The following is a 25,651-nucleotide window of genomic DNA, read 5'->3' as shown; positions in this document are numbered from 1 at the left end:
TTTAATCGTACGCTTGATGAATGTATTGTGCGTATTTTATTTGTGATTTATTATCTCCAGTTTTATAAAAAATTACCGCATCGTTTGCTCTCATAAAAAAGTGATTTAACGATACTATTTTAAGTAAGCCTCCTCTAAATAGGGCATCTCTTACAGGTCCTTTTACTCCTGCAAAGAAAAACTGAACTCCTTTTTTATCAAAGTACTTAATTCTGTCCTTTAACATTTCAACTCCGGTACTGTCTACTCTGTTAATACTTTCTGCATCTAAAACAATAAGTTTTAAGTGCGCTCCTTTCTTTTCAACCATTTGATCTAGTCGCTCTCTAAAATAACTTGCATTGGCATAGAATAATTGCGCATCAAAACGAAAAACAAGCACGTCTTCATCAAGGATAACTTCTTTAAACCTGTTCTTGTTTCTGTAAAAATCTGAATCTGGTACTTTTCCCAATTCAGTAACATAGGGTCTTGATGTTCTAAAAATTAAAATAATTAATGACAATCCAACTCCTGTAATAATTCCATATTCAACTCCAAAAACCAATGTTGACACAAAAGTTGCTAGCAATAACCAAAAGTCTAAATTGTTTGCTTTAAACAATCGTATTGCCTCGCGTACACTTATTAGATTAAAGACGGCTACAATAATAATGGCAGCTAACACTGTTTTTGGTAAAAAGTAAAACACAGGTGTTAAAAACAATAGCGTTAATATTACTAAAGCAACTGATACCAATGCTGAAACTCCTGTGGTTCCTCCTGCCTCTGCATTAATTGCAGAACGCGAGAAACTAGAGGTAGTAGGGTATGCCTTGAAAAAGGATCCTACAATGTTTCCTAAACCTAAAGCTATTAACTCTTGATTTGGTCGTATACGATACTCATCTTGTTTTTCTTCTAAAGATTTCCCTATGGATATGGTTTCTAAATACCCAACCATTACTAGCGTTAGTGCAATTGGCATTAACTCTCGTATCAAGTAAAAGTCTATTTCAGGAAATACAAATGATGGTAACCCTGAAGGAATATCCTTTACTATAGCTACACCTTCCAATTCTTTTCCTAGAATATGCATGATACCTATTCCAAAAACAACGACAACAATGGCACTTGGTATTTTTTTATTGATCTTTCTTAGTACCATAATTATTGCACAAGCTACAAGTCCGATAAGGGTTGTGTGCATATGGAAGCTTCCTATTTTCTCTACAAAATCTTCATACAATACCTGAATCTGATCACTTTGTACAAAATCTACTCCTAACAAATTTCTAAACTGATTCAATCCAATTGTTAGGGCTACTGCTGAGGTAAATCCAGTAATTACTGGTTTCGATAAAAAATTAACGATAAACCCTAGGCGAAATATTCCCATTAAAAACTGAATACTTCCCACCATTAAAGCTAATAATATAGCTATAGAAATATAACTTTCTGAACCTGCTAAGGCAAAGGTAGATACTCCTGTTGCAACAATTAAGGAATCCATTGCTACTGGACCAATTGCTACTTGACGAGACGATCCGAAAATAGCATACATTACCTGAGGCAATAAAGCCGCATATAAACCATAAATTGGCGGTAAGCCCGCAATTAAGGCATAAGCTATTCCTTGTGGAATTAAAATAATGGCAACTGTAATACCCGCCAAAACATCTCCTCTGAGCTGCGATTTTTTATAATTGGGCAACCAATCTAAAATAGGTATGATTCTTTTAAGTAATTTCATATACATTAAAACAGTTCTCCTTGACTTCTCCCTCTAATTCTTCCTAAATGTTTATATGCTAAGTCGGTAACTTCTCTTCCTCTAGGCGTTCGCATGATAAATCCTTGTTGTATTAAAAAAGGTTCATATACCTCTTCAATAGTTTCTGAATTTTCTGCAACCGCTGTTGCCAATGTAGTAATACCTACAGGGCCTCCTTTAAATTTATCAATGATGGTAGATAGGATTTTGTTATCCATTTCATCTAAACCATGGGCATCTACATTTAAAGCTTTTAAGGCGTATCTTGCAATTTCAATGGTAATGCTTCCATCTCCTTTTATTTGTGCAAAGTCACGTACTCTACGTAATAAGGCATTGGCAATACGTGGTGTTCCTCTACTTCTTCCTGCTATTTCAATAGCTGCTTCCATAGAAATTGGAACATTTAATATATAAGCACTCCTTTGTATAATAGTAGTTAGTAATTCTGTTGAATAGTAATGTAAACGACTACTTATTCCAAAACGGGCACGCATGGGTGCTGTTAATAATCCAGAACGAGTGGTAGCTCCTACCAATGTGAACGGTTCTAAGTTAATTTGAACAGTACGTGCATTCGGACCAGATTCAATCATGATATCGATTTTATAGTCTTCCATTGCAGAGTATAAATACTCTTCTACAATAGGGCTTAATCGATGAATTTCATCTATAAACAATACATCTCGTTCATCTAAATTGGTAAGTAACCCAGCTAAGTCTCCTGGCTTATCTAGTACCGGACCAGAAGTTACTTTGATACCTACTCCTAATTCATTGGCTAAAATATGTGCTAAGGTAGTTTTACCTAATCCCGGAGGTCCGTGAAACAAGGTATGATCTAATGCTTCACCTCTCTGATTTGCTGCCTCTACAAATATTTTTAAATTCTCAATCGCTTGATCCTGACCTGTAAAATCATCAAAAGAGAGCGGACGTAATTTCTTTTCTACATCTAACTCGTCATTTGAATAATTCTCTTTATCTGGATTTAAGTTTTCGTTCATATGGGTACAAAGATACTTTAAATAAAAGGTTTGTTATGTTATCTAAGTTACACAACATCCGAGCGCTAAGATACGCATTGAATTGTTTCTTCTCAACCTAAGTGCTTGATCTTTGTTTCTAATTTCATAATAATTAACTCATATAAAAAAAGCCTTTCCGCAATGGAAAGGCTTTTTTTATATGATATCCTATTGTTTAAGATGGTTCTTCTCCATCTAACAATGGTGTTGTTTGCAATACGAAATCCTGTCCGTGTACATAGTTTCCGTTTTCATCAGTCTTACTATAATCGTAAGCCCAACGGTGTACTTCTGGAATCGCTCCTGGCCAGTTTCCGTGAATATGCTCAACTGGAGTAGTCCATTCTAATGTATTCGCGTTCCATGGGTTTTGCGATGCTTTTTGACCTCTGTAAATAGAGATAAAGAAGTTTGCTAAGAAAATTAACTGAGCTACCCCTCCGATAATCGCCATAACTGTCATGAATACGTTAATATCAGCTAAATCATCAAACATTGGGAAGTTTGAGTTTGTATAGTAACGACGTGGTAAACCTGCTAACCCGATAAAGTGCATTGGGAAGAATACCCCGTAAGCAGAGATAATCGTAATCCAGAAGTGCCAATATCCTAACGTCTTGTTCATCATTCTACCATACATCTTCGGGAACCAGTGGTAAATACCAGCGAACATTCCGAATAATGCAGATACTCCCATTACTAAGTGGAAGTGTGCCACTACGAAATAGGTATCGTGTACATTAATATCTAATGCAGAATCTCCTAATACTAATCCTGTTAAACCTCCTGTTACGAATGTAGATACTAATCCGATAGAGAATAACATACCTGGGTTCATTTGTAGGTTACCTTTCCATAACGTAGTTATATAATTAAATGCTTTTACTGCAGATGGAATTGCAATTAATACCGTTGTAAATGTAAATACAGATCCTAAGAATGGATTCATTCCTGAAACGAACATGTGGTGACCCCATACGATCGTTGATAAGAATGCAATTGCCATAATCGATCCAATCATCGCACGGTATCCAAAAATAGGCTTACGAGCATTTGTAGAAATTACTTCTGATGAAATACCTAATGCTGGTAATAAAATAATATATACTTCAGGGTGTCCTAAGAACCAGAATAAGTGTTCGAATAATACTGGTGAACCTCCTTGGTAATGTAATACTTCTCCTGAGATGAAAATATCTGATAAATAGAACGATGTTCCGAAGCTTCTATCAAATATTAATAATAATGCCGCAGATAATAATACTGGGAATGAAATTACACCAATAATAGCTGTAATGAAAAACGCCCACATTGTTAATGGTAAACGAGTCATCTTCATACCCTTTGTACGTAAATTCATTACTGTTACGATATAGTTCAAAGAACCAATTAATGATGAAGCAATGAAAATTGCCATAGACACTAACCATAACGTCATACCTGCTCCTGAACCAGGAATTGCTTGAGGTAAGGCAGATAATGGAGGATAGATTGTCCATCCTGCAGATGCTGGCCCTGCTTCAACAAATAATGAAATAACCATTACTACTGATGAAATAAAGAACAACCAGTACGATACCATGTTTAAGAAACCTGATGCCATATCTCTTGCTCCAATTTGTAATGGAATTAGTAAGTTTGAGAATGTACCACTTAATCCAGCAGTTAATACAAAGAATACCATGATTGTACCGTGAATTGTTACCAATGCTAAGTACATATCAGGATCCATAACTCCATCTGTTTGATGTGAGCCTAAAAATGCTTCAATAATTGAAAATGACTTTTCTGGCCATGCTATTTGTAAACGGAATAACATAGACATAAACACCCCAATGATACCCATAAACATACCTGTAATAAGGAACTGTTTAGAAATCATTTTGTGATCGGTACTAAAGATGTATTTTGTTACAAATGTTTCTTTGTGATGGTGATCTGACATAATTCTATATCTTTATATAATCTTTAAAATATCTTATTTAATAACTTGAGCTAAGGTCTTTTGCTCTGATAACCACTTGTTGTAATCAGCTTCTTCAACAACAGTAATCTTCATTTGCATATTGTAGTGAGATGCTCCACAAATCTTATTACATAATAACAAGTAATCAAAGATATACGGATCTTCTCCTTTAGCTCTTCTAATTTTATTAATTCCTGCTGATTTTGCCTTTACCTCTTCATTTTCTCTCATTTCTTCAGTAGTATACTTTGGCGTAAATGCAAATTGAGTAACCATACCTGGTACACAGTTCATTTGCGCTCTAAAGTGAGGCATATAAGCAGAGTGTAATACATCTTGCGAACGGAACTTGAATAATATTTTCTTTCCTTTTGGTAAGTATAATTCAGTTACCTGCTTATCATCTTGAGATTTAGGGTCTGACATGTCAACACCCATCGTATTAATTCCCTTGATAAAATTAACGTTTCCTAAACCTAATTCGTTATCAGCTCCAGCGTAACGAGCATCCCAACGGAACTGTTGAGAATATACCTCAATTACAATTGGATTCTCATCGTCTCCAACATACATTACGTTGTTCCAAGCCCATAAACCGTATCCAATTAATAATACAATTGTTACTGCAGGAATAACTGTCCAAATTAATTCTAATTTGTGGCTATCTGCAAAGAATAAAGCTTTTCTGTCTTTGTTTCCTCTATACTTATAAGAGAAGTAGAAGATTACAAATTGCATTCCGAATTGAACAATACCAATTAACCAGAACGTGATATCAAATAATCTATCATCGTGTTCTCCTTCAATAGAAGCAGATTCTGGTAACATAAGCACATTCATTGCAATTAAACAGTAAATCATCATTGCATATAAGAAGGCTAAGAAACCTAATGCTATTTTACCTTGTGTATCGTTGTCTTTATCTGTAGCAATTACAGAACGTAAATTCATTACACGAGTAATTTGCCAAAAGCTTACTCCTAGTGCAACTGCTATGAAAATATAAAATAAAGCGAGCATATTATCTAAACTATTATTGTTTTCTAATTATTATATTAATGATGACTGTCTTTGTCTTCTCCTCTATGTTCAATGATGTAATAGTGGAACGTTTCACTCTCGTGTAAGAATGGGTTTCCTTTTGCTACAGGATCTACTTTCGCAAATGCACTAAATGTAGCATAAATAAATAATCCCATAAAGAATAAAATACCGCTAATTTCACCTATTCCGAATCCCCATTGACCTCCAACAGTTCCTGGCATGATCATTACGAATAAATCTATATAATGACCTACTAAGATTACAATACCTCCTAATATTACAAACCAAGGAATACTCTTAAAGTCACTATTGATTAATAATAATACTGGGAAAACAAAGTTCATTACCACCATTCCTAAGAAAGGTACTTTGTATTCGTTAAAACGTTGAACGAAATAAGTAGTTTCTTCTGGCATATCTGCATACCAAATTAACATAAACTGTGCGAACCATAAGTACGTCCAGAATACAGAGAAACCAAACATAAACTTCGCTAAATCGTGAATATGACTATCGTTTACTAATGGTAAAGCTCCTTTAGAACGTAAGTAAATAGTTACAATAGCAATTACTGTTAAAGCAGAAACTAAGAATGTAGCTAATACATACCAACCGAATAATGTAGAGAACCAGTGTGGGTCAATTCCCATAATCCAGTCCCAAGACATCATTGATTCTGTAACCATAAACGTTACTACAAATGCAACAGATAAGTTATATAAGTTCTTGTGTAATTTTAAATCACCATTATCTTGTTGAATAGATTTCTTTCTGATGATGAAACGTAATCCATTCCAAATAGCTAAATACACAATACCTCTAATAGTCCATCCTGGTACATTCATCCACCATTTCTTAGCATCTACAATAGGATCGTAGTTTGGACTAGTAGTATCAAATACTCCATCTGCCATCCATGGGAATAAATGTGTATAGTGCATTGCAGTTAATACAATAAAGATTAATACAAAAACACTTACGAAATGAAGGTTGTTGGTAATTGCTTCCATTACTCTGAATAATACTACAGACCATCCAGATTGTGCAACTCTTTGTGCTGCATAAAAAGCCATTACTAATAAAGTAACTCCTAAGAAGAATAACATTGCTACATAAAATGCAGACCAAGGTCTGTTTTGCATTTGATGAAACACGTGCTCTGCATGTGCATCTCCATGATCTTCACCATGCGCTTCAGTAGCACCGTGAGCAACTTCTTTTACTTCCTTTACCTCTTCTTTGTGTTCTACAACTGCTTCAGTAGTGTGAGCTGCTGTAGTATCTTGAGCATGTGCTTCTTCCTCATGAGCAGTAGCTGTGCTATCTTGAGCGTGCTCCGCCGTTTCCTTATGAGTTTCTTCAGCATGCGTTTCTTTTGCGTGATCTTCAGCTTTAGCCTCTTTAGCATGATCTTCTTTAGCCTCTCCATGTGCTGATCCATGACCACCATGATGAGCATCGTGCTGTTTTGCTAAAATTTCTTTTGCCTCTTCTAATGTTTTAGGTGCAGACATGAAACTTATTGTTGTTCCAATAGCTCCTAAGACCATTAAAATGATAGCAAGCATCTTTAATTTTCCTGAAAACTGATACATATCTTAATTATCTAATTTATAGACTTACTTTAATTCGCTTTTTAACTTTTCTACGTATTGAACTACTTGCCAACGCTCTTTGTAATTCAATTGAGATGCGTGAGATCCCATATTATTTCTACCATACATAATTACGTGGTAAATACTACCTTCCGTAATGTTTCTAGCAGGATCATTATATTTAGGAATACCACTAAATTTATCTCTTTGAGATAACACTCCGTTTCCATCTCCTTTTTTACCATGACAAGTAGCACAGTAAATTCCGTATAACTCTTTACCCTTTTCAAGGTTAGCTTCTGTTTGAGGTAAAGGATTTTTTAATTCAGCCTTTGCCTTTTCATATCCTTCATTTGTATCAAGGATATCATAAGCTACTACTCCATTTCTACTTACCGTACCTGCAACTGGTAATCTGTTCACAGGAACATCTCCAGCAGATCTTACCCCATTTGCATCGTAAGGTACCGATACATACATATCTGGCATGTATTGTACTTGTGGTTTACGTTTGTTGTTACAAGAAGATAAACTTGCAACAGCAACTAAAGCGATAAATATTTTTAAACTCTTCATATGTCTTAGTGCTTATCTACTACGTTAATTTCTACAGCTCCTGTTGTTTCTAACAAAGCTTTTAACTCTTCTTCATTATCATGAACTTCAATTTCCATTAAGAAATGGTCATCGGTAGTTCTTGGATCTGGGTTTTCTGCTTCCTTAAATGGCCAAATCTTACTTCTCATATAAAAAGTAATTACCATTAAGTGCGCTGCAAAAAATACCGTTAATTCGAATAAGATTGGAACGAACGCTGGCATATTCTCTGCCCAAGAAAAACTTGGCTTACCACCAATATCTTGCGGCCAGTCTGCAATCATTGTATACCATGTTAACCATACAGCAATTGAAGTACCTGTAATACCATAGAAAAATGCTGTAATTGCTAAACGCGTAGGAGCTAAGCCCATTGCCTTATCTAATCCGTGAACTGGGAAAGGCGTATATACTTCTTCAATATGATGATGTGCTCCTTTTACTTTCTTAACGGCATCCATTAAGATATCATCATCATTATATAATGCGTGAATTACTTTATTAGTGCTCATTGTTCTCCTCTCTTAATTTTTTATAACTCTCTCCTGAAGATTTCAAGATTGTTTTAATCTCTGCTGTTGGGATTACCGGGAATGTTCTAGCGTATAATAAGAACAATACGAAGAAGAATCCGATAGTTCCAATAAAGATACCTACATCTACAAACGTAGGCTCAAAACGCCACCATGTAGATGGTAATTGTCCTTTACTTAATACAATTGCGATAATATCGAAACGCTCAAACCACATACCAATGTTAATTGCAATAGATACGATGAATGAAACGATAAAACTTCTTCTTGCTTTCTTAATCCATAATACTTGTGGAATAATGATGTTGAAAATCATTAACGACCAGAATGCCCATCCATAAGCTCCTGCTTCAGCACCAAATGATAAATACGTATAGTTTTCATAAGGTGAACCTGTATACCATGCAATAAAGAATTCAGTTGCATATGCTACTGCTACAATACCACCTGTTAAGATGATTACGATGTTCATATATTCAACGTGTAAACGTGTAATATATGCTTCCATATTTGTAACCTTACGCATAATACCTAATAACGTTTGTACCATTGCGAATCCTGAGAAGATTGCTCCGGCAACGAAGTAAGGAGGGAAGATTGTAGAGTGCCATCCTGGGTTAACCGATGTTGCGAAGTCAAACGATACAATGGTATGTACCGAAAGTACTAACGGAGTAGCTAAACCTGCTAATACTAATGAAACTTCTTCAAAACGTTGCCAGTCTTTAGCTCTACCCGACCATCCGAATGATAATAATGCATATATTTTCTTTTGGAAAGGTTTTACTGCTCTATCACGAATCGTAGCAAAATCAGGTAATAAACCAGTCCACCAGAATACTAATGACACCGATAAATAAGTAGAAATTGCAAATACATCCCATAAAAGTGGTGAGTTAAAGTTTACCCATAACGAACCAAATTGGTTAGGAATTGGTAATACCCAGTAACCATTCCAAGGACGACCCATGTGAATAATTGGGAATAATCCCGCCTGGAATACCGCAAAGATAGTCATTGCTTCAGCAGAACGGTTAATTGCCATTCTCCATTTCTGACGGAATAATAAAAGTACAGCGGAAATAAGTGTACCTGCGTGACCGATACCAACCCACCATACGAAGTTAGTAATATCCCACGCCCAACCGATGTTTTTACTTAATCCCCAAACACCGATACCAGTTCCTACTGTGTAGAAGATACATCCGAACCCCCATAACATTGCTGCTAATGAGATGTAAAATGCGATGTACCAATTTTTGTTCGCTTTACCTTCAATTGGTCTAGCGATATCCTCTGTAATATCATGGTAAGATTTCTCACCAAGTATTAAAGGCTCTCTATAAGATGATTCGTAATGAGACGACATAATCTATATACTTATTAATTTTATTATTAAGCTTCGTTTGTATTTTTAACTTTCACTTGGTAAACTACATTAGGTTTAGTTCCAATATAATCTAACACGTGGAAAGCTCTTCTATCTTCTTTTAATGCTGCAACAGTATCTTCAGAGTTAACATCTCCAAATACCATAGATCCATTAGAACAAGCTTGAGAACATGCAGTTTGGAATTCATTCTTCTTAACTGCTCTTCCTTCTTTCTTCGCTTTTAAGATAGTTGCTTGCGTCATTTGGATACACATAGAACACTTCTCCATAACTCCACGAGAACGAACTACTACGTCTGGGTTTAATACCATCTTACCGTATTCGTTATTCATGTTGAAGTCGAATTCACTGTTATCTGCATAATTAAACCAGTTGAAACGACGAACTCTATATGGACAGTTGTTTGCACAATAACGAGTTCCTACACAACGGTTATACGCCATTTGGTTTTGACCTTGACGACCGTGAGAAGTCGCTGCTACCGGACATACTGTTTCACATGGTGCGTGGTTACAGTGCTGACACATCATTGGTTGGAAAGTAACCTCTGGATTCTCAGCTGGGTTCTCTAAAGCATCAAATAAATCTCCTCTACTTAACCCTAATACTTTCTCTGTATACTTTCTTTCAATGTCTTGATTTGCTATGCTAGGGTTTTGAGCTTTGAACTCTTCCATAGTCATAGTTGCTTCGTATTGCTTATCTTCAACAGTAGAAGAATAATAACGATCAATACGTAACCAAGCCATATCTCTACCTACACGTACTTCATCTTTACCAACAACTGGAACGTTATTTTCAGCGTGACATGCAATAACACATGCTCCACAACCTGTACAAGATGTTAAGTCGATAGATAAGTTAAAGTGGTGTCCTAAAGTTCTATCATGCTCATCCCATAAGTCAATCTTGCTTCCTTCAGTTTCTTGGTGATCATAAGAAACCATGAATGGCTTGTTCCAAGTATGCTTAGGATCTAATGACTTATCATTAACTTCTTTTAAAGAAGCTTCTCTTAAGATATCATGACGACCTGCTAAAGTACTTTGTACCTGCATACAAGCAAACTGGTGCATTCCACTAGCTTTCTCTACAGAAACATTGTACTGAACATTGTTTCCTCCTTTATAGAAAGGATATGCGTTGATACCTACTTGCATTTCGTCTTTCATTCCGTGCTTACGTCCATATCCTAAAGCTAAACCGATAGATCCTTTAGCTTGACCAGGTTGGATCATTACAGGAATGTTGTTTATTGTTACTCCGTTAACAGTTACGTTAGCGTAGTTACCATCAATTGCTCCGTTATCTTTTACTGGGTTCTCAAATTTTAACTCTCTAGCATCTGCCATAGATACTGTTAAATAGTTATCCCAAGAAGCACGTGTAATTGGATCTGGTAATTCTTGTAACCAAGGGTTATTTGCTTGTTTACCGTCTCCTAACGCAGTTGATGAATATAAGTTTAATTCGAACTTAGAAGAATTGTTAGCTTCTCTTACTAAAGCAACAGCTGCAGCATTTACATCTACTTCATTGTTAATTGCTGCTTCTTCTTCAGTAACTTCTCCAGCTTCCTTCTTAAAGAATCCATCATGTAATGCTTGGTTCCAAGAGCTTCCTCCTAAAACATTTACACTCCAGAATTCTTTTAATGTATCGTAATAGTTTACAGTACTACCAGACCACTTTAATAACACATCTTGTATTTGACGTGTATTGAATAATGGTTGAATAGTAGGCTGTACTAATCCGTACATTCCTTCCTCAACCATAACATCTCCCCAAGATTCTAAAAAGTGTGGAGCAGGTAAGGTGTATTGTGTAGCAGCTGCAGTATCATCGTTTTGAGTTGATAAAGCAACTGATAATTTTAATTTCTTTAATCCTTCAGCAAAATCAGCAGCATTTGCTAATGAATATACTGGGTTTACGTTGTAAGAGATTAAACCTCCAACTTTTCCAGCTTTCATATCTGCTACTAATTGAGCAACTTCAGTATCGTTTCCTTGTCTTGTATAACGAGCGTTAGTTACATCAGCTATTTCACTGTTTAATGCTTTGTTGATTGCTAAAGCAATTAACTGTGCATTTTTATCATTTAATCCTGTAACAACAACTCCTTTAGAACCAGCCTTCTTTAAATCTTCAGCTAACTTCTTTACTTGAGCATCTACTGGAGTAGCTTTTGATGGTAAGCTTCCTCCTGTTACAGCATTGTATAAATTAATTAATGCAAATACCTGATGAGATGGTTTTAATACCACACGCTTATCAGCATTTGCACCTGTTAATGACATGTTACTTTCTAATTGAACATGGTAAGACATTTTACCAGTATTCGCTTGTCTTCCTTCTGAATAAGACTTTTCATAACCTCCTTGCCAATCTCCTAAGAAATCAGCTCCGATAGAAGCAATTACTTCTGCTTTTCCGAAGTTATAGTTAGGTAAAGCACGCTTACCGTACATTGCTTCAAAAGCATCTAATGCACCGCTTTCAGAAATAGCATCGTAAGACACTTGCTTTACATTTGGATACTTAGCAATAAAATCTGCAATTACTTTATCAGTTGAAGGACTTGCTAACGTACCAGTTAATAAAAATACTGATTCATTTGCATCTCTTAACTGCTCTAATTTTGCAACGATTTCTTTGTCTGCATCAGCCCAAGTAATTACAGAACCTCCTTTAGTTGGTTCTTTTACACGTAATTTCTCATCGTATAAAGATAAAACAGAAGCTTGCACTCTTGCATTTGTTTCTCCTCCTGCTTCTTTATTAGGCATAATTTGAATTGGACGCCCTTCACGAGTTTTAATTAAAACATTTGCAAAGTCATATCCATTTGCCATAGTAGTTGCATACCAATCAGCAACCCCCACTACAATATCATTTGGTTGTACTACATAAGGAATCGATTTACGTACCGGTCCTTCACAAGCCGCTAAAGAAGCTGCTGCCGTTGTAAAACCAACATATTTTAAGAAATCTCTACGAGATGTTGATGTATTCTCTAAAGTTTCCTTATCACCTAAAAACTCATCCGTAGGAATCTCTTGAACAAACTCCTTATTACGTAGCGTTTCAACAATAGAACCTTCTTTCAGTTCTTCAACACTTTGCCAGTATTTTTTGTTTGAAGCCATTTATATATGTGTTTTTCTACTTTCTAAAATTGATTAATAGTGGCACTTACCACACTCTTTTCCACCTAACTGTGCAATCGTAACTTGATCTACACCGTACTTCTTCGCTAATTCTGCATGAATCTTAGCATAGTACTCATTTCCTTTCAAGTCTACCTTTGTATCTTTATGACAATCGATACACCATCCCATTGTTAATGGAGAGTATTGGTATACTTCTTCCATTTCTTCAACTGGACCGTGACATTTTTGACACTTAATTCCTCCAACTGTTACGTGTTGAGAGTGGTTAAAGTATGCAAAATCTGGCAAATTGTGTACACGAACCCATTTTACTGGTTTCGTTTTACCTGTATATTCTAAGTTTTCAGCATCCCAACCAACAGCTTCGTAAATCTTAGCGATTTCCTTATCTAAATCAGCTTTAGTTAATGTATGGTCTTCCATCACTACTTTCGTATCATCAGCTACTTCTGAGATATTCTTGTGACAGTTCATACAAACGTTCACAGATGGAATTCCTGAATGCTTACTATGTTTAGCAGCAGAGTGACAGTATTGACAATCAATCTTGTTATCTCCTGCGTGAATTTTATGTGAGAATGCAATTGGTTGAATTGGTTGATAACCTTCATCAACACCAACTTTGAATAATGTTCCGAATAAAACATATGCAGTCATTAATGCACCAAAGATTACAAATAGCACATGTAAGAAAGTATTTTGCTTAATTCCAGCCCATAACTCAGAAGCTTGCCCCATTAAACCTGGAGTCTTAGGAGCACCTTTTAATTCACTAATAGTTTTTAATAAACTACCAATAATTAAAAATGCTACTACAATAGCTGCTGCTAAAATGTAGATTAACCATTTTGGCGCATCATTACCTGTAGCAATAGGAGTCACGCCTGGATCTTGAGCTTTTTTAATCTCTCCCACTGTTGTGTAGTAAAGAATATCATCAATATTCTTATCTGATAAAGTTGGGAAAGCTGTCATACTAGCCCCGTTATACTCTTCAAAAATCGCGATAGCGTCCTTGTTACCAGAAGCTCTTAATGCAGCATTGTCTTTAATCCATGCTTTTAACCAATCATTTTCTCTTCTTTCTTCAACCTTACCTAAAGCTGGACCAGTAGATTTCTTGTTCAACTTATGACAAGCAGCACAATTGGTTTTAAATAACTTCTTTCCTTCCTTTTGACGTGCCTCATCAATATCTTGCGAATACGCCGAAAAACTTAACGATAAAACTAAAAGGAAAACAAAACTCTGTAAGAGCTTTTGAGTAAATCTGTTGTGATGTTTCACACTTTTCATACTGTAAAATATATTTTTTGTATCTATTTTGGTACAATTTTTTCTGTTACAACTAAGCACAATTAGTCCACAGAAAGTTGCACAAAAGTACTACTTCTGTCTAAAATGTGAAATGTTAAGAGAATCCTAATTTACAATTTATACTAATTCTAAATAAGAATACTTAGCAATGTATTAACCAACAACTCGTTACTTTTGTAAAAAGAAATCAGAATTATGAAAAAATCACAATTAATAACTAGCATTTTAATTGTTCTTGTCTTGGGTATTTACAGTGGAAATGCACAAAGTAAGTTAACTAACGATAAGAGTATTAATTCTTTAATTGAGAAAAAAAGAGAATTCAATAAGCGCAATAAAATAGGCTATAGGATCCAGTTATATAACGGACTTGAAAGAACAGCCAAAAGTATTCGAGGTAGGTTTAGAGTTGAATATCCGAATATTAGCACAAAATTAAGTTATGAATCTCCTGAATGGAAAATCCAAGTAGGAAATTACAAAACACGATTGGATGCCGATAGAGCTTTGAATAAAATTCGAGAGAAATTTTCTGGAGCTATTGTCGTTCGATTGTAATGGACAAAACAATAAAAATAAAAAAACCGAGCAACTTGCTCGGTTTTTTTATTTTTAGTCTATACCTCCAATGAGTGTATTTAAATAATCTTCTAACGGTTTTAATTCTTTAGGAGCATTTCCTGCATCAAATCCACTTGATTTATAGTCTTTATCTCCTACTTTAATTGCAAACTCACCATGCAAAGCCCCATCATGAAGTCTTTTCTTAGAAGGTGCTTTTAAAGATGAAATGAGATTTAAATCTAAGCCCTTTATAAGCTCATTTAATTGCTTTTGTTGCGCTTTAGTCAACTGCACTTCTTTAGCTCCATAACTACCTTTATAAACCACTTTATTATCATTCACCTCTATACTAAACTGTGCCCCTCTTGTTTGTGCATTATATTCAATTTTATCAAACAATTTTTCATTGTTTTGAGCAATGGCACTAAAACCAACAAACATCAATAATATGGGGATAAATCTCATCAACTTCATAATTTGGATTTTTATTATTGGATAAATATAAAAAAAGGTACCTAAAACATCTCTTCTTTAAACATTTATTTTATTTCAAACAACTTGCCAAAATGTTATTTCATAAAAAAAGCGCCCTAAAAAGGGCGCTTTATATTTATTTGAAAAAATAATTACTTTAATTTCTTCTTAACTGCTACTTCAGTATAAGCTTCTATCATGTCATACTCTTTAATATCATTGTAGTTCTTAATTTGTAATCCACAATCATATCCTTTTGTAACTTCTTTAACATCATCTTTAAATCGTTTTAACGATGTTAACTCACCATCATGTACAACAATTCCTTCACGGATGATACGTACTTTAGCATCTCTAGTTATCTTACCACTCATTACCATACAACCTGCAATGTTTCCAATCTTAGAAATCTTATAAACCTCTCTAATCTCTACATTACCTAATACCTCTTCTTTCATTTCTGGAGATAACATTCCTTCCATTGCATCCTTAAGATCGTTGATCGCATCATAGATGATAGAGTATGTTCTGATATCTACCTCTTCCTTGTCTGCTATTGTACGAGCATTTCCTTGTGGACGTACATTAAACCCAACAATAATTGCATCAGATGCAGAAGCTAATAACACATCAGATTCGGTAATTGCTCCAACTCCTTTATGTAAGATATTAACTTGGATTTCTTCAGTAGATAATTTCTGGAATGAATCTGTTAATGCTTCTACAGAACCATCTACATCTCCTTTTAAGATTAAGTTTAACTCTTTAAAGTCTCCTAATGCAATACGACGTCCGATTTCATCTAACGTTAATGTTTTTTGCGTTCTTACAGATTGTTCACGTTGTAATTGAGAACGTTTTGCAGCAATTTGTTTCGCTTCACGCTCATCATCAAATACATTGAACTTATCACCTGCTTGCGGCGCTCCATCTAAACCTAAAATTGATACTGGTGTTGATGGACCTGCTTCTTTTACTTTGTTTCCACGCTCATCAAACATTGCTCGAACCTTACCACTATGCTTACCTGCTAATAGGTAATCTCCAATACGTAAAGTACCCGCTTGAACTAAGATTGTTGAAACATATCCTCGTCCTTTATCTAACTGCGCTTCTACAACTGTTCCTACTGCATTTTTATCAGAATTTGCTTTTAATTCTAATACTTCAGCTTCTAACAATACTTTTTCTAATAACTCATCAACTCCTTGACCAGTTTTTGCAGAAATTTCTTGTGATTGAATATTACCACCCCAATCTTCTACTAATAAATTCATTGTAGAAAGTTGCGTTCTAATATTATCTGGATTTGCATTTGGCTTATCAATCTTGTTGATTGCAAAAATAATTGGTACTCCTGCTGCCTGTGCGTGAGATATTGCTTCTTTTGTTTGAGGCATTACATCATCATCCGCTGCAATTACAATAATTACGATATCTGTAACCTGAGCTCCACGAGCACGCATTGCTGTAAAGGCCTCGTGACCTGGTGTATCTAAGAAAGCAATCTTTTGCCCCTCTTCTAAAGTTACTCCGTATGCTCCAATGTGCTGTGTAATTCCTCCACTTTCTCCAGCAATTACATTCGCCTTACGAACATAATCTAATAAAGATGTTTTACCGTGATCTACGTGTCCCATTACTGTAACGATTGGTGCACGTGGTGTTAAATCTTCTGGATTATCTTCAATCTCTTCGATTGATTCTTCAACTTCAGCTCCTACGAATTCTACTTTATAGTTAAACTCTTCAGCAACAATTTGAAGTGTTTCAGCATCTAAACGCTGATTCATTGTTACCATCATTCCTAACATCATACATGCAGAAATAATATCGGTAACTGGTTTATCCATCATCGTAGCAACTTCTGAAACCGTAACAAACTCAGTTACTTTTAACACCTTACTTTCCGCTTGTGCAGCTTGTAATTCTGCTTCTGCTTGTTGACGGTGTTGATCTCTTTTATCTCTACGATACTTAGCTCCTTTTCCTTTTTTAGATTTCCCTTGAAGCTTTTCTAAGGTCTCTCTAACTTGTTTTTGGATTTGAGCTTCTGTTAATTCTTCTTTTTGAACTACTGGACGTCTTCCTCTTCCTCTATTTTGTCCACCACGGTTATTTCCTTGGCCTCCTCTATTTTGTCCTCCACGGTTTGGACCACCTCCTCGGTTTTGTCCGCCACGGTTTTGTCCTTGACCTTGTTGTTGGTTACCACCAGCTCCAGGCTTACTAATTCTTTTACGCTTCTTTCTTGCGTCTGCGTTTCCAGATTTATTATCCTGCTTAGCATCTGGTTTTTTCTTCTTAGGTCTTTCAAATTGTTTTAAATCAATTTTCTGACCAGTAATTTTCGGCCCATCTAACTTCTTATACTGAGTTTTGATCTTCTCAGCATTTTCAGGAGTTACTTCTACAGGCTTCTCATCCTTCTTTGCTTTCACTGGCTTTACTTCCTTTTTTGGTGCTACGGTTTTTACCTCTTTAACAACCTTTTTCTTTTTATCTTCAAGTACAATTTTCTTTATTGGCTTAGGCTTAGGCTCTTCTTTTTTCTGTACTTCAACTTTTTCAATTGGTTGTGGTTTAGGCTCTTCTTTCACCTTCTCTTCCGCCTTAACTTCTTTAACAGGTTCTGGCGTTGTTGACTTAGGCTCTTCCTTTTCTACTTCAGCTTCTACTTTTTTACCTGTAGAAATATCAATCTTTCCAACAGTCTTTACTTCAAGTTTTTCAGCTTTAGCTTTTAAAACCTCTTGCTTCTTAACCTCCTCATCATGTCGTTTCTTTTCTTGCTCAGCTTCTAATTGTTGACGAATAGCCTCTTTTTCTTTTCTCTTTTCTTCTGTAACTTCTTTCGATGCTACTTTCTTAGATTTATCTGTCTGGAAACCATCAAGCAGCACTTGATATTCCTTATCAGAAATCTTAGTGGTAGGGCGCGCTTCGATTTCAAAGCCTTTTTTTTCTAAATGCTCTACCGCTCTATCTAAAGAAATGTTTAATTCTCTTAAAACCTTGTTTAGTCTTAACTTTTTGCCTTCAGCCATATATTGTTTTATACTTTTTACTCAAAAAACACACTTTACACCCCGTGTAGTTACGTTTTTTTTCTCATGTGCCTGTTTATTCTGCGAAGGTAAACAAACTAAAACCCTTTATTCTAAAAAAACTATTTTTATTAGTCTTCGAATTCTTCTCTTAAGATTCTCTGAACTTCTAAAATGGTTTCTTCTTCTAAATCTGTTCTTTGAACTAGCATAGATACATCTTTTTCTAATACACTCTTAGCTGTATCTAAACCAATTTTCTTAAACTCTTCAATTACCCAAGCTTCGATTTCATCTGAGAACTCTGTTAACTCTACATCTTCCTCTTCAATTCCTTCTCTTTGAACATCAATTTCATATCCAGTCAACTGACTAGCTAAACGAATATTTACTCCCGATCTACCAATTGCTTTTGAAACTTCTTCTGGCTTTAACAACACATTTACGCGTCCTTTTTTACCATCTTTCTCTTCTTCGTATTTCTCAATTTCTACAGAAGTTACTTTCGCTGGACTTAATGCTCTAGCAATAAATAAGTTTTCGTTTTTAGTGTAATTAATTACATCTATATTTTCGTTTCCTAATTCACGAACGATACCATGAATACGAGATCCTTTTACTCCAACACATGCTCCAACTGGATCAATTCTATCATCATAAGAATCAACTGCTATTTTAGCCTTATCACCAGGAATCCTTGCTACTCCTTCAATAGTAATTAAACCATCAAAAACTTCAGGAATCTCTTGCTCAAATAATTTTACTAAAAACTCAGGTGATGTTCTTGATAAAATAATAGCTGGTTTATTCCCTCTTAATTCTACAGATTTGATAACCCCACGTACTGCATCTCCTTTTCTAAAGAAATCTGAACGAATTTGTTCTGTTTTAGGCAATACTATTTCATTCCCTTCATCATCTAATAAGATTACTGCGTTGTGTCTAATATGATGAACTTCTGCACTATAAATATCTCCTACTAAATCTTTAAATTGCTTAAAGACATTCGTACTATCGTGCTCATGAATTTTTGAAATTAAATTTTGACGTAATGCTAAAATTGCGCGTCGTCCTAAATCTATTAATTTAACTTCCTCAGAAACATCTTCTCCTATCTCAAAATCTGGCTCAATTTTTCTTGCTTCAGACAACTCAATTTCTTCGTTATCATCTTCTGACATACCATCAGCAACTACAACTCGATTTCTCCAAATCTCTAAATCTCCTTTATCTGGATTGATAATAATATCGAAGTTTTCATCAGAACCAAACTTACGTTTTAACGCTGCACGAAACACTTCTTCTAAAATAGACATTAGTGTTACTCTATCGATACTTTTATTATCCTTAAAATCTGAAAATGATTCTATTAACGCAATATTTTCCATTTCACCTTATTATTAAAATATAATCTTCACTTTTGCTTCCTTAATTTCTTCATATGGTAGTGTTTTTTCTTTTTCTACCGTATGCTTCCCTTTACCAATAGGTTTAGGTTCTCTTGTTTTCCAACGTAAGGTAATTTCATTATCTGTTACCTCCGCTAACGTTCCTTCGAATTCTTCAGTCTCTGTTTTCACCTTCAGAACTCTACTAACATTCTTTTTATACTGCCTTTTCACCTTTAACGGATGTGCAATATCTGGAGTAGTTACCTCTAAAGAAAAATCCTCTTCTTCTCTATCTAAGTTATGCTCTATTTTCCTACTAATACGAACACACTCACTTAAAGGAACTCCTGCATCTCCATCTACAATCACCTTAATCTTACTGTTAGCAAGAAACTGTAAGTCTATCAAAAACAACGTTTCGTTTTCTATCAATGCCTCTTCTAACAACGCTTTAACTCTCTCTTGATTCATTCTAGGTATAAAAAGAGGGGACTATCGTCCCCTTCATTTATCATGTTTATAAATTTCGATGCAAATATAGTAAGTAATTCATTAATATACAAATAGCTTTTCACTGTATTTTTCCTTATCTTTATAAGACTCTCTCTTAAAAACCTACCTGTATGAAAAAAATACTAATTCCAATCGATTTCTCTAAGCATTCAGAATATGCCGCCACACTAGCTTCAAGGATAGTTGAAAAGACCAAAAGCGAAATTCACTTACTGCATTTAATTGAAATTCCAACTGGTATTGTAGACATGGGAGCAGGGTCAAATTTTAGCATTCCTGAAAGCATGTTATACATTAGAACCATCAGAGACAAAATGCTTCGGTTTAAAGCAACCTTTTTTCCTGACCCTGAAAACGTAAAACATTCAATACGTTTTCAAAATCCCTTTGAAGGTATTCGAGATTATTCAAAAAAAATCAATGCAGATTTAGTTATCATGGGGTCTAAAGGACATACCGCATTAGATGAAATACTAATCGGCTCAAACACTGAAAAAACTGTACGAAGTCTTAACATTCCTGTTTTAGTCACCAAAAAAGACAGTAACGATTTTAAATTTAACAAAATGGTTTTTGCTTCTACTTTTGAAAAAGATGAAGATGAAGCTTTAAAAGGCTTTTTAGATTTTGCTAGCGCCTTTAAACCAGAAATTTACTTCTTAAAAATCAATACACCACAAAAATTTCAAAACACTACAGAAGCAAAACAGATAGTTGAACGGTTTGTTTCTAAATACAATATTCCAAAATATCATGTTTCAATATACAACGACAAAAGTGTCGTTGAAGGTATTTTAAATTTTTCAGATGAAAACAACATAGATCTCGTTTCCATTGCTACACATGGAAGAAGTGGGTTATCACGTTTTTTTAACGGCAGTATTTCCCTTGATCTATCTAACAATGTTTTAAAACCTGTATTAACATTTAAAATATAATACAGTTACTCTTTTTACATGAAAAGCTCAATTGACTAAGTCAATTGAGCTTTTTTAATAATTACTAATTAAAACCTTATATATGGAGTGTATTTAGAGGAACTAAAAAACGTAAACCTAAAGTGAAAGAAATCCCCTAAAATACACCCCCTCTATAAGAACTTTACTTTCTTTTTCTAAATTATATATTGATGCGCTATAATTTCAATTGATCACTTAATTAAGTCAACAAGAATCTCTCTTGTATTCAAACTTAGTCACAACCAATAAAGCTATACTAAACACTTATCTGTACACTTCTGTACAAACTGCTTTAAATTTTAAAAAAATACGGATATAATAACACTATCCTTGTCCCGAGTTAGTTGATGTTAATGTGGGGTATTAAAAGAGGTATAAAACAATTATATTGGACGGAATAGGTTAGGAGTTGAGATTAGTTGACCTATTTCCTTTTCATAACAAATTTAAAAAATAAACTTCTAAACTCCATACTCCTCATATTAACAAGGGTAAAAAAGGGGATAAACCCTCAATTAAAACTCCTATACAAAATAAAGAACACAAAAACCTAAATCACAGCAAAAACACATGATATACAAAGTTTTAAACTATAAAAAAATCTAATTATAGAACATTTTTCAATCTAACTTATAGGGGAGAATCACCCTATGCTATTTAAGTATACTTTATACAAACCTTCTGCTTCTTTCTTAGCACTCCAGTTATTAACAATTTGCTCTCTTGCCTGATTTCCTAACGTTGGCATACTTCCTTTTACAACACCAGAAAGTATCTCCTCAAGAGCTTTAGAGTTTCCAGCTTCAAATAAATATCCAGACTCTTTATCTGAGATTAATTCTGAATGCACTCCTACTTCTTTTGTTGCCACAACGGTATTCTCACAAGACATTGCTTCTGCACAAACTAAAGAAAACCCTTCGGTAAAAGAAGGGACTACCGCAACTTTTGCTGCTTGATAATACATTACAACATCTGGAGTCTCATCAACAAAGTACACCTGACCTATAACACCATGTTTATCGACAATGGTCTTTAACTCTTCTAAAAAAGGAGGCTTATCAACCTTACCTACAATTACCAACGCCCAATTTGGATTATTTTTCAGCACTTCTACAGCTCCTTCCAATAAAACTATTTGCCCTTTGGCTTTTCGAACCCTTCCTGCACAAATAATTATATTCTCTTGCTGAACATTACTTAAAGTAACATTTTCTTTAGGACGAAACATATCTGTATTTACACCATGTGCTACTTTCGTGTTTTCTATCCCTAAATTTTGATGCATCGAATTTGTTAATGTGATAACCGAATCCGAATTTTTCAATAAAAACTGTGTTAATCCTGAAGGTTTACTTTCTGCATGACGTGTAGAAACTAACTTAAATTTAGCTCCTAACAAGCGATAAAAAAGCATCTTCATTATTTCATTATTTCTATGACAATGGACTACAACTTTTTTATCAGAGAAAATCAACTTTTTTAATTCTTTAGTAGCAATCTTTTCTCCATCAACACCATACCCATAAATATAAGTAGGCGCCATTTTCTGTAGATAAGGCATTACATTTTCTACACTTCTTGTAACACCTGTTCTTCGTTTATGAAAATGTGTATGAATTACTATTATATCAGATTTCATTTAAGCAAATCTTCTTTCTATGATTTCTAAAAGACGTGTTTCATACTGTTCCTTTTCAGACCAATCATAATCTGGCTTTACCATTTTAGTGATAAACTTCTTGGCTTCCTTTTCAGTTTTCATTGTATTTAACTGAGAAATCACACGATTAAAATCAGCTTGATCTCCGTTAAATAGATGTTTCACAAATGCGATTCTATCATTAAGATCTATTTGGATAGAGTTTTGCAATCGATCATTTAAAGTTTTTTTACTGTCTGCTTTTTCAAATAAGTTAGCCATCACATCTACAGGAAGTGTATCTTCCAACTCCTCTTCTAGTGTTGGTGTTTTTCTTTCTCCTATATCTTTAACATCGTTCTTTACATTTTCATCATTAAACAGTAATTCTTCTAACTCATCAAAGGGCTGCTCAATTATTTCTTCTACGACTTTTAACTCTATTTTCTCCTCTATAATTTCTTCAATAACCTTTTCAGCAATTTCTTCAGCCTCTTGCTCAACTACTTCAGCCATATCTTCTTCTAGCTGATGAACAATTCTATCTTCCTCTGCCAAAGGCTCTTCAACTTTAGTTAACTTTTCAACCCTATTTTCTTCAGCCAAAGCAACCTCTTCCAACAACTCCTCTTTTGTTTTTGAAGGATTAGGTGTATTATTAATATACTCTTCTACATAAGCCAACACTGAAAGCTTCTCATAAACCTCGTGTGCTTTTTCCTTTAATGCAAACACATCTTCTTTATTTTTCATTTTTAAAATGCTGTGTGCTAAACTAGTTAAATCGGATGCAAGTTTTTTGTGCATAAGTTGTTGTTTGAAATTAATATTTACTCTTAAATTTTAATAAATTTGTTCCCTATTCCAAAGAAATGCAAATATCAATAATTAGAGCTTAAAATTACAAAATGTTTCTTGAAAATACAGTAAATCATACAGAACAATTTGGTTGGATTGAGGTAATTTGTGGCTCAATGTTTTCAGGCAAAACCGAAGAATTAATACGTCGTTTAAAACGTGCACAGTTTGCTAAACAACGTGTAGAGATTTTTAAACCTGCAGTAGACACGCGTTACGATGAGGAAGAAGTTGTGTCTCATAATGATAATAGAATACGTTCTACACCAGTACCTGCCTCTTCAAATATTAGGCTATTAGCCAATGATGTTGACGTAGTAGGAATTGATGAAGCTCAGTTTTTTGATGATGAAATCGTAGCTGTTTGCAACGATCTAGCCAATAGAGGTATTCGAGTTATTGTAGCTGGTTTAGATATGGATTTCAAAGGAAAGCCATTCGGACCAATGCCAGCTCTAATGGCAACTGCAGAATACGTTACAAAAGTACACGCTGTTTGTACTAGAACTGGAAACCTAGCACATTACAGTTACAGAAAAGCACAAAGTGACGATCTTGTTCTCTTAGGGGAAACACAAGAATACGAACCTTTAAGTAGAGCTGCATACTATAAAGCAATGCGAGAACAGCAAAACTTAAACGAAAAAGAAGAAACCACCAATGAATAATCACGTAACTATTTTAGAAATAGATGCAAATGCTGTTTTGCACAATTTGAATTACTTCAAACAAAAACTTCAAGCAAATACAAAAATTTTAGTTGTTGTAAAAGCCTTTGGTTATGGAAGTGATGCTGTTGAAATAGCAAAAATTGTTCAAAACGAAGTAGATTATTTTGCTGTTGCATATTCTTCTGAAGGAATTATACTCCGTGAATCTGGAATAAAAACCCCTATACTCGTTTTACATCCACAAGTAGAAAACCTTAATGATATTGTAAAATATAGATTAGAACCTAACCTATATAACTTTAAAATTTTTGATGCTTTTTTACAATTAGCAGATGAAGCTCCATTAATGAACTACCCGATTCATATAAAGTTCAATACTGGTTTAAATAGATTAGGTTTTTGGCATACAGATGTGCCAGCCATCTTAACATCTTTAAAGAAATCTAATAATATAAAGGTGGAATCTATTTTTTCTCATTTAGCAGCTAGTGAGGATCCAAACGAGCAGGAGTTTACCATCGGACAAATAAACAACTTCGCTTATATTGTTAAGCAAATATATGAGCACCTAGGATACGAGCCCATGATTCACATTCTAAACACATCAGGTATTGTAAATTACAGCAATGCTCAGTTTGATATGGTGCGTTTAGGGATTGGTTTATACGGTTTTGGAAACCATCCCGAGGTAACTGCTCAACTTAAAAACACACACAGTTTAAAATCTATTATTTCTCAAATCCATTTAGTACAACCTGGAGAAACAGTTGGTTACAATAGAGCCTTTGTAGCAAATTCTCCAACAAGAAGTGCTACTATCCCTATTGGGCACGCCGATGGAATTTCAAGAAGGTTAGGAAATAAAGAAGGTTTTGTAATCATCAATAATCAACCTGCACCTATTATTGGAAATGTATGCATGGATATGATTATGGTAGATGTTAGTAAAATAGATTGCAAAGAAGGAGATGAAGTCATTCTTTTCAATCACCAACAACATATTGAATACATTGCGCACAAGTGCGAAACCATTCCATACGAAACCATTACAGCCATTTCTCAAAGAGTAAAAAGATTGGTAAAGAGCTAATTTTTTAGTACTTTTCAAATCAATTAACTATTAAATCAAAAAA

Annotated in this window: 20 protein-coding genes; 4 read left to right on the top strand and 16 right to left on the bottom strand. The window is 34.6% G+C overall.

The window, feature by feature from the left end:
- Position 1 precedes the first annotated feature (1 nt).
- The 10 genes from Q0873_RS09565 to Q0873_RS09520 form a co-directional block, all read right to left on the bottom strand.
- A complete protein-coding gene (locus Q0873_RS09565) occupies positions 2-1,732 on the bottom strand; it encodes a solute carrier family 26 protein (protein WP_299106514.1) in 1,731 nt (576 codons plus the stop codon).
- Between the two features lie 5 nt (positions 1,733-1,737).
- Entirely contained in the window at positions 1,738-2,760 is a 1,023-nt protein-coding gene (ruvB, locus tag Q0873_RS09560) for a Holliday junction branch migration DNA helicase RuvB (RefSeq protein ID WP_299106512.1), read from the bottom strand.
- Positions 2,761-2,956: 196 nt separating this feature from the next.
- Positions 2,957-4,726 (bottom strand): cbb3-type cytochrome c oxidase subunit I, encoded by a 1,770-nt coding sequence (locus Q0873_RS09555; protein ID WP_299106509.1) that lies wholly within the window; start codon positions 4,724-4,726, stop codon positions 2,957-2,959.
- Between the two features lie 33 nt (positions 4,727-4,759).
- Positions 4,760-5,767, bottom strand: a complete 1,008-nt coding sequence (locus Q0873_RS09550; protein WP_299106506.1) for a cytochrome c oxidase subunit II — start codon at positions 5,765-5,767, stop codon at positions 4,760-4,762.
- Positions 5,768-5,802: 35 nt separating this feature from the next.
- Positions 5,803-7,386 (bottom strand): quinol:cytochrome C oxidoreductase, encoded by a 1,584-nt coding sequence (locus Q0873_RS09545; protein WP_299106503.1) that lies wholly within the window; start codon positions 7,384-7,386, stop codon positions 5,803-5,805.
- Positions 7,387-7,410: 24 nt separating this feature from the next.
- The gene (locus tag Q0873_RS09540; protein ID WP_299106500.1) at positions 7,411-7,962 is read right to left on the bottom strand and encodes a cytochrome c; all 552 of its coding nucleotides are present in this window, start codon (positions 7,960-7,962) and stop codon (positions 7,411-7,413) included.
- A gap of 5 nt (positions 7,963-7,967) precedes the next feature.
- A complete protein-coding gene (locus tag Q0873_RS09535) occupies positions 7,968-8,495 on the bottom strand; it encodes a DUF3341 domain-containing protein (RefSeq protein ID WP_299106497.1) in 528 nt (175 codons plus the stop codon).
- Complete coding sequence (gene nrfD, locus Q0873_RS09530) at positions 8,485-9,885, bottom strand: NrfD/PsrC family molybdoenzyme membrane anchor subunit (RefSeq protein WP_299106495.1); 1,401 nt, start codon at positions 9,883-9,885, stop codon at positions 8,485-8,487. Before nrfD ends, Q0873_RS09535 begins: the two co-directional genes overlap by 11 nt.
- Before the next feature lie 26 nt (positions 9,886-9,911).
- The gene (locus tag Q0873_RS09525; RefSeq protein ID WP_299106492.1) at positions 9,912-13,058 is read right to left on the bottom strand and encodes a TAT-variant-translocated molybdopterin oxidoreductase; all 3,147 of its coding nucleotides are present in this window, start codon (positions 13,056-13,058) and stop codon (positions 9,912-9,914) included.
- 33 nt (positions 13,059-13,091) lie between these two features.
- On the bottom strand, positions 13,092-14,378 hold the full coding sequence (locus Q0873_RS09520; protein WP_299106489.1) for a cytochrome c3 family protein: 1,287 nt from the start codon (positions 14,376-14,378) through the stop codon (positions 13,092-13,094).
- A 216-nt stretch (positions 14,379-14,594) separates the two neighbouring features.
- Between Q0873_RS09520 and Q0873_RS09515 the strand changes: the two genes are divergently transcribed.
- Positions 14,595-14,957 (top strand): SPOR domain-containing protein, encoded by a 363-nt coding sequence (locus Q0873_RS09515; RefSeq protein WP_299106487.1) that lies wholly within the window; start codon positions 14,595-14,597, stop codon positions 14,955-14,957.
- Between the two features lie 54 nt (positions 14,958-15,011).
- Here the strand turns inward: Q0873_RS09515 and Q0873_RS09510 are convergent, their stop codons facing one another.
- The 4 genes from Q0873_RS09510 to rimP all read right to left on the bottom strand — a co-directional run bounded on the left by Q0873_RS09510 (position 15,012) and on the right by rimP (position 20,346).
- Complete coding sequence (locus tag Q0873_RS09510) at positions 15,012-15,437, bottom strand: hypothetical protein (protein ID WP_299106485.1); 426 nt, start codon at positions 15,435-15,437, stop codon at positions 15,012-15,014.
- Between the two features lie 152 nt (positions 15,438-15,589).
- Positions 15,590-18,484 (bottom strand): translation initiation factor IF-2, encoded by a 2,895-nt coding sequence (infB, locus tag Q0873_RS09505; RefSeq protein ID WP_299106483.1) that lies wholly within the window; start codon positions 18,482-18,484, stop codon positions 15,590-15,592.
- 131 nt (positions 18,485-18,615) lie between these two features.
- Positions 18,616-19,872, bottom strand: a complete 1,257-nt coding sequence (gene nusA, locus Q0873_RS09500; RefSeq protein WP_299106481.1) for a transcription termination factor NusA — start codon at positions 19,870-19,872, stop codon at positions 18,616-18,618.
- A 12-nt stretch (positions 19,873-19,884) separates the two neighbouring features.
- Positions 19,885-20,346 (bottom strand): ribosome assembly cofactor RimP, encoded by a 462-nt coding sequence (gene rimP / locus Q0873_RS09495; RefSeq protein WP_299106479.1) that lies wholly within the window; start codon positions 20,344-20,346, stop codon positions 19,885-19,887.
- Between the two features lie 152 nt (positions 20,347-20,498).
- On the opposite strand from rimP, the gene Q0873_RS09490 reads away from it, so the two are divergent.
- Positions 20,499-21,326: a universal stress protein gene (locus tag Q0873_RS09490; protein WP_299106477.1), complete on the top strand. Its 828-nt coding sequence runs from the start codon at positions 20,499-20,501 to the stop codon at positions 21,324-21,326.
- Between the two features lie 664 nt (positions 21,327-21,990).
- On the opposite strand, the gene Q0873_RS09485 is transcribed toward Q0873_RS09490, so the two are convergent.
- Positions 21,991-22,989, bottom strand: coding sequence for a glycosyltransferase family 4 protein (locus Q0873_RS09485; RefSeq protein WP_299106475.1), 999 nt, complete (start codon positions 22,987-22,989; stop codon positions 21,991-21,993).
- On the bottom strand, positions 22,990-23,796 hold the full coding sequence (locus Q0873_RS09480) for a hypothetical protein (RefSeq protein WP_299106473.1): 807 nt from the start codon (positions 23,794-23,796) through the stop codon (positions 22,990-22,992). It lies immediately after the preceding gene.
- A 101-nt stretch (positions 23,797-23,897) separates the two neighbouring features.
- Between Q0873_RS09480 and Q0873_RS09475 the strand changes: the two genes are divergently transcribed.
- Complete coding sequence (locus Q0873_RS09475) at positions 23,898-24,515, top strand: thymidine kinase (protein WP_299106471.1); 618 nt, start codon at positions 23,898-23,900, stop codon at positions 24,513-24,515.
- Positions 24,508-25,608, top strand: coding sequence for an alanine racemase (gene alr / locus Q0873_RS09470; protein ID WP_299106468.1), 1,101 nt, complete (start codon positions 24,508-24,510; stop codon positions 25,606-25,608). The genes Q0873_RS09475 and alr overlap by 8 nt, the downstream gene beginning before the upstream one ends.
- Positions 25,609-25,651: the final 43 nt, after the last annotated feature.

Source organism: uncultured Tenacibaculum sp. (genome assembly GCF_947498805.1).
Classification (GTDB): domain Bacteria; phylum Bacteroidota; class Bacteroidia; order Flavobacteriales; family Flavobacteriaceae; genus Polaribacter.
Note: the sequence above shows the minus strand (reverse complement) of the source record. Positions and strands in the feature narration are given on the sequence as shown.

Excerpts from the sequence above, each read along its gene's own strand:
- Q0873_RS09475 (WP_299106471.1), top strand. The coding sequence starts at position 23,898 with ATGTTTCTTGAAAATACAGTAAATCATACAGAACAATTTGGTTGGATT.
- Q0873_RS09565 (WP_299106514.1), bottom strand. The coding sequence starts at position 1,732 with ATGAAATTACTTAAAAGAATCATACCTATTTTAGATTGGTTGCCCAAT.
- ruvB (WP_299106512.1), bottom strand. The coding sequence starts at position 2,760 with ATGAACGAAAACTTAAATCCAGATAAAGAGAATTATTCAAATGACGAG.
- Q0873_RS09480 (WP_299106473.1), bottom strand. The coding sequence starts at position 23,796 with ATGCACAAAAAACTTGCATCCGATTTAACTAGTTTAGCACACAGCATT.
- Q0873_RS09555 (WP_299106509.1), bottom strand. The coding sequence starts at position 4,726 with ATGTCAGATCACCATCACAAAGAAACATTTGTAACAAAATACATCTTT.
- Q0873_RS09510 (WP_299106485.1), bottom strand. The coding sequence starts at position 15,437 with ATGAAGTTGATGAGATTTATCCCCATATTATTGATGTTTGTTGGTTTT.
- nrfD (WP_299106495.1), bottom strand. The coding sequence starts at position 9,885 with ATGTCGTCTCATTACGAATCATCTTATAGAGAGCCTTTAATACTTGGT.
- Q0873_RS09520 (WP_299106489.1), bottom strand. The coding sequence starts at position 14,378 with ATGAAAAGTGTGAAACATCACAACAGATTTACTCAAAAGCTCTTACAG.
- Q0873_RS09515 (WP_299106487.1), top strand. The coding sequence starts at position 14,595 with ATGAAAAAATCACAATTAATAACTAGCATTTTAATTGTTCTTGTCTTG.
- Q0873_RS09550 (WP_299106506.1), bottom strand. The coding sequence starts at position 5,767 with ATGCTCGCTTTATTTTATATTTTCATAGCAGTTGCACTAGGAGTAAGC.
- nusA (WP_299106481.1), bottom strand. The coding sequence starts at position 19,872 with ATGGAAAATATTGCGTTAATAGAATCATTTTCAGATTTTAAGGATAAT.
- rimP (WP_299106479.1), bottom strand. The coding sequence starts at position 20,346 with ATGAATCAAGAGAGAGTTAAAGCGTTGTTAGAAGAGGCATTGATAGAA.
- Q0873_RS09485 (WP_299106475.1), bottom strand. The coding sequence starts at position 22,989 with ATGAAATCTGATATAATAGTAATTCATACACATTTTCATAAACGAAGA.
- Q0873_RS09545 (WP_299106503.1), bottom strand. The coding sequence starts at position 7,386 with ATGTATCAGTTTTCAGGAAAATTAAAGATGCTTGCTATCATTTTAATG.
- alr (WP_299106468.1), top strand. The coding sequence starts at position 24,508 with ATGAATAATCACGTAACTATTTTAGAAATAGATGCAAATGCTGTTTTG.
- Q0873_RS09535 (WP_299106497.1), bottom strand. The coding sequence starts at position 8,495 with ATGAGCACTAATAAAGTAATTCACGCATTATATAATGATGATGATATC.
- Q0873_RS09525 (WP_299106492.1), bottom strand. The coding sequence starts at position 13,058 with ATGGCTTCAAACAAAAAATACTGGCAAAGTGTTGAAGAACTGAAAGAA.
- Q0873_RS09540 (WP_299106500.1), bottom strand. The coding sequence starts at position 7,962 with ATGAAGAGTTTAAAAATATTTATCGCTTTAGTTGCTGTTGCAAGTTTA.
- Q0873_RS09490 (WP_299106477.1), top strand. The coding sequence starts at position 20,499 with ATGAAAAAAATACTAATTCCAATCGATTTCTCTAAGCATTCAGAATAT.
- infB (WP_299106483.1), bottom strand. The coding sequence starts at position 18,484 with ATGGCTGAAGGCAAAAAGTTAAGACTAAACAAGGTTTTAAGAGAATTA.